General features: G+C 73.0%; 9 protein-coding genes and 2 tRNA genes. 3 read left to right on the top strand and 8 right to left on the bottom strand.

Annotated elements, in window-relative coordinates; genetic code table 11:
- Window positions 1-162: 162 nt before the first annotated feature.
- Both tig and ACFVX9_RS22805 read right to left on the bottom strand, forming a co-directional pair.
- On the bottom strand, window positions 163-1,557 hold the full coding sequence (gene tig / locus ACFVX9_RS22810) for a trigger factor (RefSeq protein ID WP_363369863.1): 1,395 nt from the start codon (window positions 1,555-1,557) through the stop codon (window positions 163-165).
- Between the two features lie 294 nt (window positions 1,558-1,851).
- A tRNA-Pro gene (locus tag ACFVX9_RS22805) sits at window positions 1,852-1,925 on the bottom strand.
- 157 nt (window positions 1,926-2,082) lie between these two features.
- Between ACFVX9_RS22805 and ACFVX9_RS22800 the strand changes: the two genes are divergently transcribed.
- A tRNA-Gly gene (locus tag ACFVX9_RS22800) sits at window positions 2,083-2,153 on the top strand.
- Window positions 2,154-2,243: 90 nt separating this feature from the next.
- Here the strand turns inward: ACFVX9_RS22800 and ACFVX9_RS22795 are convergent.
- On the bottom strand, window positions 2,244-2,816 hold the full coding sequence (locus tag ACFVX9_RS22795; RefSeq protein ID WP_387983191.1) for a hypothetical protein: 573 nt from the start codon (window positions 2,814-2,816) through the stop codon (window positions 2,244-2,246).
- A gap of 210 nt (window positions 2,817-3,026) precedes the next feature.
- On the opposite strand from ACFVX9_RS22795, the gene ACFVX9_RS22790 reads away from it, so the two are divergent.
- Window positions 3,027-3,818, top strand: coding sequence for a DUF6348 family protein (locus ACFVX9_RS22790; protein ID WP_380371235.1), 792 nt, complete (start codon window positions 3,027-3,029; stop codon window positions 3,816-3,818).
- 34 nt (window positions 3,819-3,852) lie between these two features.
- Here ACFVX9_RS22790 and ACFVX9_RS22785 read toward each other — a convergent pair whose 3' ends face one another.
- The 4 genes from ACFVX9_RS22785 to ACFVX9_RS22770 form a co-directional block, all read right to left on the bottom strand.
- Complete coding sequence (locus ACFVX9_RS22785; RefSeq protein WP_063347574.1) at window positions 3,853-4,050, bottom strand: hypothetical protein; 198 nt, start codon at window positions 4,048-4,050, stop codon at window positions 3,853-3,855.
- 501 nt (window positions 4,051-4,551) lie between these two features.
- Window positions 4,552-5,691, bottom strand: a complete 1,140-nt coding sequence (locus ACFVX9_RS22780) for a PP2C family protein-serine/threonine phosphatase (protein WP_063351101.1) — start codon at window positions 5,689-5,691, stop codon at window positions 4,552-4,554.
- A 386-nt stretch (window positions 5,692-6,077) separates the two neighbouring features.
- Window positions 6,078-6,563 carry a ribose-5-phosphate isomerase gene (locus ACFVX9_RS22775; RefSeq protein WP_063347575.1) on the bottom strand — a complete coding sequence of 162 codons (486 nt, stop codon included), beginning with the start codon at window positions 6,561-6,563 and terminating at the stop codon, window positions 6,078-6,080.
- A gap of 44 nt (window positions 6,564-6,607) precedes the next feature.
- Window positions 6,608-7,207, bottom strand: coding sequence for a biotin transporter BioY (locus ACFVX9_RS22770; protein WP_387983188.1), 600 nt, complete (start codon window positions 7,205-7,207; stop codon window positions 6,608-6,610).
- A 277-nt stretch (window positions 7,208-7,484) separates the two neighbouring features.
- On the opposite strand from ACFVX9_RS22770, the gene ACFVX9_RS22765 reads away from it, so the two are divergent.
- Entirely contained in the window at window positions 7,485-8,900 is a 1,416-nt protein-coding gene (locus tag ACFVX9_RS22765) for an amino acid permease (protein ID WP_063347577.1), read from the top strand.
- Between the two features lie 63 nt (window positions 8,901-8,963).
- Here ACFVX9_RS22765 and ACFVX9_RS22760 read toward each other — a convergent pair whose 3' ends face one another.
- Complete coding sequence (locus ACFVX9_RS22760) at window positions 8,964-9,596, bottom strand: DsbA family protein (RefSeq protein WP_380336936.1); 633 nt, start codon at window positions 9,594-9,596, stop codon at window positions 8,964-8,966.
- Between the last annotated feature and the right edge of the window lie 64 nt (window positions 9,597-9,660).

Here is a 9,660-nt window from a genome sequence, read left to right as displayed (position 1 = left end):
GGGGTGGGAAAGGGACCGGAAGGAGAGGGCGGGACGACAGGTCCTCCAGAGAAGGGTTTTTTGTGGGGGGGGGGGGTTGGGTTCTTCCCTGGGGGTCTGCGACGGGCCCGGACGCCGTACGGCGTCCGGGCCCGTCGCAGACCTCAGGGGTTACCGGGGCACTCAGGCCTCGGTCTTCTCCTCGGCGGCGGTCTCCTCGGCGGCGGGGGCCTCGACGGTCTCGGCCGTCTCGTCCTCGTCGTCGAAGTTGACCTCGTTGCCCTCGGTGTCGACGACCTTGGCGGCCTCGACCACGGTGGCCAGCGCCTTGCCGCGGGCGACCTCGCCGACCAGCAGCGGCACCTGGCCACCCTGGACGACCTGCTGCGCGAACTGGTCCGGGGTGAGACCCGAGCCGGCGGCGCGGCGGATGAGGTGCTCGGTCAGCTCCTCCTGGTTAACACCCAGCTCTTCGTCGGCGACGATCTGGTCCAGGACGAACTGGGTCTTGATGCCCTTCTTCGCCTGCTCCTCGATCTCGGCGTCCCACTCCTCGCGGGTCTTGCCCTGGGTCTCCAGGTAGCTGTCGATGTCGAGGCCCATCGGCTGGAGCTGGTGGTGCTCCAGGTTGTGCTTGCGGGTCTCGACCTCGTCCTTGAGGAGCTTCTCCGGGAACTCGATCTCGACCAGGCCGAGCAGGGCGTCCAGCACCTTCTCCTGGGCCTGGGTGGCCTGGTCGTACTCCTTCATGCGCTCCAGGCGCTTGCGGGAGTCGTCGCGCAGGGCCTCCAGGGTGTCGAACTCGCTGGCCAGCTGGGCGAACTCGTCGTCCAGCTCGGGCAGCTCCTTCTCCTGGACGGCGGTGACGGTGACGGTGACCTCGGAGGTCTGGCCCGCCTGGGTGCCACCCTTGAGCTCGGTGGAGAAGGTGGCGGTGCCACCGGCCTCCAGGCCGGTCACGGCGTCGTCGATGCCGTCGATCAGGCGGCCCGAGCCGATCTCGTAGCTGACGCCGTTGGCGGTGCCGTCCTCCGGCACCTCGCCGTCGACCTTGGCGATCAGGTCCACGACCACGATGTCACCGGCGGCCGCGGCGCGCTCGACGTCCTTGACCGAGGAGAAGCGCTCGCGCAGCTGCTCCAGGGACTTCTCGATGTCCTCGTCGGAGACGACGATCGGGTCGACGGTCACCTCGATGGAGGCGAAGTCCGGAAGGGTGATCTCCGGACGGATGTCCACCTCGGCGGTGAACTTCAGGTCGCCGCCATCGGCGAGCTTCTCGACACCCTCGATGTTGGTGATGTCGGGCTGTCCGAGGACCTCGATCTTGCCCTCGTCGACGGCCTGCGTGTAGAAGCGCGGGAGGGCGTCGTTGACGGCCTCCTCCAGCACGGCGCCACGGCCGAAGCGCTGGTCGATGACCCGGTTCGGGATCTTGCCCTTGCGGAAGCCCGGGACCGAGACCTGCTGGTTGATCTTCTTGTACGCCGCGTCGAGGCTGGGCTTGAGCTCCTCGAAGGGCACCTCGACGGTGAGTCGAACCCGGGTCGGGTTCAGAGTCTCGACGGCGCTCTTCACGGTTAGGTCTCCTATGGGCTTGCGGTCAGGTTGCCTCCGCCGTTCCCGGCCGCCGGCCGAGGCCGTACGAATGGGTCGGGCGAGACGGGCGATGAAGGGTTGGAGCTGCATCTCCCGTGGGGGGTGGACGGTGAGAGTGACTCCTCGCCCTCGTGCGGTTGACCTGGGTTGACACCGCAGGGACTACCGCCAGCGCCCCATCCTACCGGTACCACGAAAGGCGGACGCCAGGCGCCACCGTCGGGCCCGAACAGAACAGGGCCCCGCCACGGTGGACGAGACCCTGCCGCACTGTCGGGGTGACCGGATTCGAACCGACGGCCTTCCGCTCCCAAAGCGGACGCGCTACCAAACTGCGCCACACCCCGTGGTGCCGAGAGGAAGCGTACACGTCGGGCCCTGGCGGCTCGCCGACATATTCGGGGGCGGTCCGAGGGAGCGCGCGCAGAATCCGGTGTGCACGGAAGCGACCGGACCAGGTACGCTGTCCCCCGAACTTCCGGCCGGCAACGACCGGGGGATCGCGCGGGCGTAGCTCAATGGTAGAGCCCTAGTCTTCCAAACTAGTCACGCGAGTTCGATTCTCGTCGCCCGCTCATCGGCCCGGCCCCGGTGCGTCTCCACGCACCGGGGCCGTTGGCGTTTCCGGGCGGTCCACCCGGCCCCGCGAGGCCGGAAGGGCCGGTTCAGAGTCCGAGCCGGGCGGCCCGGGCGGCCGCCCGGTCGAGCAGCCGGTGGACGTCGGCCTCCCTGGTGGCGGGGCGGTCGTTGTACTCGTCCGGGGAGTGCGCCGGGCGGCCGGTCGCGTGCAGCACCTCCATCAGCTGGACCCGGGCGGTGCGCACGGTGGCCGGGGTGCCGTAGCCGTGCGCGAGGACGGCGGCCTGGGCGCCGAGCAGGCAGACCCGGCCGCGCGCGTCCCACATCGCGCCCTGCAGCCAGCCGTGGGCACCGATGTAGCGGGAGGCGAGCCACAGGTGGTCGGCGGCGCTGACCGGCACCGGGCGGGCCGGGCGGCGCAGCGCCCGGTCGAGCAGGGTGGCCCGGGGCGCCGGGTGGCCGGCGCACCACGGCCGCACGGCGGTGCCGTGGGGGCAGACGTACGGCACCGGGCGGCGCGCGGGGGCGGGCAGCGAGGCGAGGTAGGCCTCGATCTCGGCGGCCAGGCCGGAGCCGTCCGGGCCCGCCAGGAGGGGCGGAAGGGGTGCCGGAGGGGCCGTCAGGAGCGACGGAGGGGGTGTCGGGGCGGCGCGGGTCATGCGGGCTCTCCAGGCGGGCGGTAGGGCCCCGGCCGGCGGCCACGGGGCGGTTCCGCTTCCCAAAGTGGTGCATTCCAGACATTTCCGCGACCGGAGAACCGGGGAGACCGGACGGTTTCCCGCCTGGCTGCCGGGCCGATAGCCTCGGCGGCGTTCGAGCGCAGTTCGAGCGGGAGCTCACCCGCCGCGCTCCGAGGTGGAGGAGTCCCGGTGCGTCCCCAGGAGCGGCTGGCCGTCATACAGCGCTGTGTCGTCCGGGAGATGGCACGCCTCGGACAGGAGTTCAGCGCCGACGGCGAGGTGGTGCGCGGCCCGGGGACGACGGCGGTGGCGGTGCGCGAGCACCCCGGGAACGACGGCGCCGGCCACGTCGACCTCGGCTACGTGCTGCACCTGGGCCGGGCGGACGCGCCGGTGGTGTGGGACTGCGCGGCCGGCCTCGGCAAGACCGAGGAGGAGAAGCTCGCCAACGCGGTGAAGATGTGGGCGACCACCACCGCCTCGGTGCTGGTCGAGCTGACGGACGGGCGCGGCGTGCACGCCGACCACGCGGACCACCCCGAACTCCCGGGCTGGCACGCCGTCCAGGGGCCGGCGGCGGTGTTCGGCTTCGGCAACGAGCACCTGGCGGGCTGGCTCGCCGAGCACCGGGTGCTGCCGGCGCTCGCGCCCGCGCTGCGGCCGCAGCTGGCCGGGCCGGGGCCGGTCGGGGTGAAGCTCTTCCTGGGCGGGAAGGCGGGCGACGACGTCGCCGAGGTCCGGGTCGACGGCGAGGTGTCGGAGGCCGCGTCGGCGGCGCTGCGCGCGATGGACTGGCCGCGGGGCGAACGGCTGTGCTGGGCGCGGCTGTTCGTGCTGTTGACGGCCGAGCGGGCGGCGCCGGGGCAGGCCGCGGCGGCGGGTGCCGCGGCACCCGCGCCGATGCGCGCCCCCGCCCCGGCGGCGGCCCGCCCCCGGGGACTGTTCGCTCGCTGGCGGGAGGCCAGACGGGCCGGCCGGTGATCCCCTCGCGGGGGTCGCGGACGGCCCGGCCGGGTCAGCCGCCGGTGATGCCCGAGATGCTGTGGGCGAGGTTCGCCAGCAGGGAGTTGATCGAGCCCGCGACCGTGGTCTCGTGCAGCATGAAGCCGAACAGGGCGGCGATGATGCCGTGCGCGATCTTCAACTGCTTGTTGCGGATGAAGATGATGCACAGGATTGCGAACAGGACCAGCGCGGAGACGGAGAGTGCCACCCGGACTCACTTCCTCGTTTCATAGCGTGGTGCCGCCGCCCGGCGGCACCTGCGAAGCCGGACCCCGGCCTGTCCGACGGTCCCGAGGCGGAATCGCGGATCGACCGGCACACCACCGGCGAGGGAGCCCGGCGCGGTCGAACGTTGTCTGCCGTGCCGCACGTGACGCCCCCCATCCCCCGAATCCTGAACAGTCCCGCCCGGACTCAGTGTGGTCGACCGTGCCGATTGCGTAAAGGTCTGACAGTCAGCCCAACGCCGATATCCTGCGATGCGAGACGAGTTTCCGCCGACCGGGACGATAGCGGAGCCGTTCTGACGAATCGTCGCCGGGGCGGCGCTGAGCGGCCGGAAGGCGGCCGGGGGCGGGTAACGGAAGCCGCAGGTCCGGTCAGTCGACGGGGCGGCCGATTTGGCCGAAGATCGGCTGCCCGGCTTGACAGCAGGTGCCTGCGGCATGTGCCGGTCCGTCCGGTGACGGACGGCCGGGGCGAGGGGGCGTCAGTCGCGCCAGAGCAGCAGGACCGCGCGGTCGTCGTTGATGTCCCGGGCCACCGTCTCGATCAGCGCGGCCGCCGCGCCGGCCCCCGCGCCCGGACCGCTGCCGGGCACCAGCCGGTCCGCCTCCCCCATCAGCCGGTCCATCCCCTCGGAGAGGTCCCGGCCCGGCTCCTCGACCATGCCGTCGGTGCACAGCATCAGCACGTCGCCGCGGTTCAGCCGGCCGCGCACCCCGTCGAACTTCGCGCCGTCGTAGATCCCGAGCAGCGGGCCCTCGGCCTCCTTGACCTCCCACCGCCCGGCGCCCGCCAGCCGCTGCATCCCCGGCAGGTGCCCGGCCGACAGCAGCTCGTACTCGCCGGTGTCCAGGTCCAGCACCAGGTGGACGGCGGTCGCGAAGCCCTCCTCCCAGGACTGGCGCAGCAGGTAGCCGTTGGCGGCGGGCAGGAAGTCGTGCGCGGGCAGCGAGCCCACCAGGCCGCCGAAGGCGCCGGAGAGCAGCAGCGCGCGGGAGCCGGCGTCCATGCCCTTGCCGGAGACGTCCGCGAGGACCACCTCCAGCAGCCGCTGGCCCGGGCCGGTACGGGCGGCGACCACGAAGTCCCCGGAGAAGGACTGCCCGCCGGCCGGGCGCAGCGCCATGTCGGCGTGCCAGCCGTCCGGGAGCTCCGGCACCCGGCTCTGCACCCGAAGCCGCTCGCGCAGGTCGAACAGCATGGTCGAGCCGCCCCACCAGGGCACGCCGACCCGGGCCCGGAACTGGGCCAGCAGCAGGCCGCCCACCCCGGCGGCGCCGACCACCAGGGCCGCGCCCGGGGTGACGCCGTAGACGTAGGCCTCGGGGTTCTCGCTGGCCACCCGCTGGCCGGTGTGGATCACCGACTCGGCGGACAGGCCGAGCGCCGCCAGCGCGTACAGCACCACCAGGCTGCCGGGGCGCAGCAGCAGCGCGCCGGCCAGGATCGGCAGGACCAGCGCGGTGGGCGGGGCCCAGGCGGGGATCCAGATGTTGAGCAGGATCAGCAGCGGGACGAGCAGGGCGAGCGCGCAGAGCACCGGCCAGTCGGCGGCGCCGCCGCGGAAGTAGTCGACACCGGCCGTGCGCAGCCTTCGGCGGACCCGGCGGAGCCTCCTGCGCAACCGGGCCGTCACGGGTCCGGACGCCGTGGCGGCGCCGGGCCTCGTCGCAGTCGTCTGGGGCGGTGCGCCCGGCGGTCTGCCAGCCATGGGGCCCGACCTTATCCACGGGCACCGCCCGGCGTCGACGGGCCGGACACGAGCGGGTGCGCCGTGGCGCGGGCCCGTCAGTCGGTTTCGGCCGATTGCCGCGACGGCGGGCGCGGCGTCAGGAGGCGTGCGCCGGTTGGGCGTACGAACCACGCGGGCGGCGCACGCGCCCCGCGCGCGCCGGCGCCGGCGCGCCCGGCCCTGTGGCCGATGACACAGCCGTACGGGCCCGGGAACGGCGGCGGCCGGCCGCGTGGAGCGTGCGGCCGGCCGACGGGGGGGGTGGACGGGGGGAGGGATCAGCCCTGCGGGTGGTGGGCCGGGATCGGCGGGAGCTCGCCGGTGGTCTCGTACTCGCTCAGCATCTCGATCCGGCGGGTGTGCCGCGGCTCGCCGCTGTAGGGGGTGTTGAGGAAGACCTCGACGAACTTGGTGGCCTCCTCCAGCGTGTGCATGCGGCCGCCGACGGAGACCACGTTGGCGTTGTTGTGCTCGCGGCCGAGCCCGGCGGTCTGCTCGCTCCAGGCCAGCGCCGCCCGCACGCCCTTGACCTTGTTGGCGGCGATCGCCTCACCGTTGCCCGAGCCGCCGATGACGACGCCCAGCGCCTCCGGGTCGGCGGCGGTGCGCTCGGCGGCGCGCAGGCAGAACGGCGGGTAGTCGTCCTCGGCGTCGTAGATGTGCGGCCCGCAGTCGACCGGCTCGTGGCCGGCCTCCTTGAGCCACTCCACGAGGTGGTTCTTCAGTTCGTATCCGGCATGGTCTGAGCCCAGGTACACGCGCATGCCATGAGTGTGGCATGCGCGTGCGCCCGGGCCCGGCAGGGGGCTCACCGCTTCGCGGCGAGCTTCCAGACCAGCGGCAGGGCCCCGGCGGCGAGGACGGCCTTCAGGGCGTCGCCGACCAGGTACGGGTAGAGGCCGAGCTCGGCCGCCCGGGCGAGCGGGACGTGCAGCGACAGGGCCAGGTACGGGACGCCGACCGCGTAGATGGTGAGGCTGCCGAGGACCATGGTGACGGCGGTGTTCACCGGGCTCCGGTCGGCGCCGCGGCGGGCCAGCTCGCCGGTCAGGCCGGCCGCCAGGACGAAGCCGAGCACGTAGCCGAGCGAGGGCATCGTCCAGCCGGAGGTGCCCTCGGCGAACCAGGGCATCCCCGCCAGGCCGGCCAGCAGGTAGAGGGCGAGCGAGGCGATGCCGCGGCGGGCGCCGAGCGCGGTGCCGACCAGCAGGGCGGCGAAGGTCTGGCCGGTGACCGGCACCGGCGAGCCGGGGACGTTCACCGACAGCTGGGCGGCCACGCCGGTCAGGGCGGCGCCGCCGGCCACCAGGGCCAGGTCGCGGGCCTGGGCGCCGAGGCGGGTGGTGGCGGCGGGCAGCAGGTCGGCGAGGACGGCGCGGCGCGGTATCGGGGTGGTGGCAGTGGCCATCGGGGGTCTCCTGTGGGGTGCTCAGGTGAGTGAACACCTGTGAACCTACGTGGTGATCCACTACGCCACCGCCACGGTTTCGGACAAAGCCCCGCCCTCGGCCGTTGTCGGAACCGGCCCATTTCGGCCCATACCGACGCTGTGTGACAGGTCGACCCCGCTTCGTCACCGCGTGGTCCGCATGGTGGGCCTGTGGTCCCCGCTCTTGGCATGAACAGAGGTGTCGCCGGATATTGGACAGCTCATGCCGCATTCCGCACAGTCTGGATCCAGCCCTATGGCCCCCACCTCCGCGCCCAAGGCGTCCGGGACCACCGACGCCGACGGTGCCCCGGCCACCGGCCAGCAGCTCGCGCACGGCCTCAAGCAGCGCCACCTGTCGATGATCGCGCTGGGCGGGGTGATCGGCGCGGGCCTGTTCGTCGGCTCCGGCGCCGGCATCGCGGCCGCCGGTCCGGCGATCATCCTGGCGTTCACCCTCTCCGGCCTGCTGGTCATGCTGATCATGCGGATGCTCGGCGAGATGTCGGCCGCCCGCCCCGCCTCCGGATCGTTCTCGGTGCACGCCGAGAAGGAGATCGGCCCCTGGGCCGGGATCACGGCCGGCTGGATGTACTGGGTGATGCTCTGCTGCGGCGTCGCCGCCGAGGCCACCGCCGCCGGGAAGATCGTCAACGGCTGGGTGCCGGGCGTCTCCTCCTGGGTCTGGGTCGGCCTGTTCATGGTCTTCTTCTGCGCCAGCAACCTGACCGCGGTGAAGAACTTCGGCGAGTTCGAGTTCTGGTTCGCCGCCATCAAGGTCGCCGCGATCATCGCCTTCCTGGTCCTCGGCGGCCTCGGCATCGCCGGGGTGATCGGCCCCGGCGCCCCCGGCACGACCAACCTGACCGGCCAGGGCGGCTTCCTGCCCACCGGGGTCAGCGGGCTGATCGTCGGCCTGCTCGCCTCCGTCTTCGCCTACGGCGGGCTGGAGACCGTCACCATCGCCGCCGCCGAGTCCGACGACCCCCGCAAGAACGTCGCCAACGCGGTGCGCACGGCGGTGTGGCGGATCGCGATCTTCTACATCGGCTCGATGGCCCTGGTCGTCACCCTGGTCTCCTGGAAGGACCCGGCGGTGGTCACCGACGGCCCGTACGTCACCGTGCTGCGGCACCTCGGGGTGACCGGCGCCGGGACGATCATGGAGGTGGTGGTGCTGATCGCGCTGCTCTCCGCGATGAACGCCAACATCTACGGCGCCTCCCGGATGGCGTACTCGCTGGTCGGCCGCGGCCAGGGCCCCCGGGCGCTGGCCAAGGTCTCCGGCGGGGTGCCGCGCCGGGCCGTGCTGGCCTCCTGCCTGTTCGGCTTCGGCGCCGTGCTGGCCGCCAAGTTCTGGCCGGAGACCGTCTTCACCTGGCTGATGAACACCACCGGCGTGGCCATCCTGGTCGTCTGGCTGTTCATCTGCCTCGTCCAGCTGCGGATGCGCCGCCGGCTGGAGCGCGAGGCGCCCGAACTGCTCACCGTGAAGATGTGGGGCTACCCCTACCTGACCTGGATCGCGATGGCCGCCGTGGCCGGCATCCTCGCCCTGATGACCACCACCGAGGGCAACCGGCAGCAGCTGTACGCGGCCGGGGTGCTGGTCGCGCTGCTGAGCGCCGCCGGCCTGGTCAAGCAGCGGCGGGACGCGGCCGCCGCCCGCTGACCCCGGAACGCACGAGGGCCCGGTACCGCCAGCCGCGGTACCGGGCCCTTCACGCGCCCCGCGCTACTCGAAGGACGGGCCCGCCGTACGGGTCCGCTTGATCTCGTAGAAGCCCGGGGTGGAGGCCACCAGCAGGGTGCCGTCCCAGAGCCGGGCCGCGGCCTCGCCCTTCGGGGCCGGGGTGACCACCGGGCCGAAGAAGGCGACCCGCTCGCCGTCCACGCCCTCCACCGCGATCACCGGGGTGCCGACGTCCTCGCCGACCAGGGTGATGCCCTCCTTGTGCGAGGCGCGCAGGGCCTCGTCGTACGCGTCCGTGTCGGCCGCGTCCGCCAGCTCCGCGGGCAGCCCGGCGGCCACCAGCGCCGCCTCGACCGTCTCCCGGTTCTGCGGCAGGCCCTGGTTGTGGAAGCGCAGGCCCAGCTCGGTGTAGAGCCGGCCCAGCACCTCGTCGCCGTGCTGCCGGGCGGCCGCTATGCACACCCGCACCGCGCCCCAGGCGTTGTCCAGCAGCTCGCGGTAGTTCTCCGGGAGGTCGCGGTCCTCGTTCAGCACCGACAGGCTCATCACGTGCCAGTTCACGTCCACCGGACGCAGCTGCTGCACCTCGATCAGCCAGCGGGACGTCATCCACGCCCACGGGCAGGCCGGGTCGAACCAGAAGTCGGCGGTCTTGCGCTCAGCGGCAGTCGTCACGGCTGTCGTCCTTCGTGAGGTGATGACGAGGCAGGCAGGCGTGCCACCCCGACCCGTCAACACC

The organism is Kitasatospora sp. NPDC058243 (genome assembly GCF_042882025.1).
Lineage (GTDB): Bacteria > Actinomycetota > Actinomycetes > Streptomycetales > Streptomycetaceae > Kitasatospora.
Note: the sequence above shows the minus strand (reverse complement) of the source record. Positions and strands in the feature narration are given on the sequence as shown.

Coding starts and splice junctions, on each gene's coding strand:
- ACFVX9_RS22795 (WP_387983191.1), bottom strand. CDS start 2,816: ATGACCCGCGCCGCCCCGACACCCCCTCCGTCGCTCCTGACGGCCCCT.
- ACFVX9_RS22775 (WP_063347575.1), bottom strand. CDS start 6,563: ATGCGCGTGTACCTGGGCTCAGACCATGCCGGATACGAACTGAAGAAC.
- ACFVX9_RS22770 (WP_387983188.1), bottom strand. CDS start 7,207: ATGGCCACTGCCACCACCCCGATACCGCGCCGCGCCGTCCTCGCCGAC.
- ACFVX9_RS22765 (WP_063347577.1), top strand. CDS start 7,485: ATGGCCCCCACCTCCGCGCCCAAGGCGTCCGGGACCACCGACGCCGAC.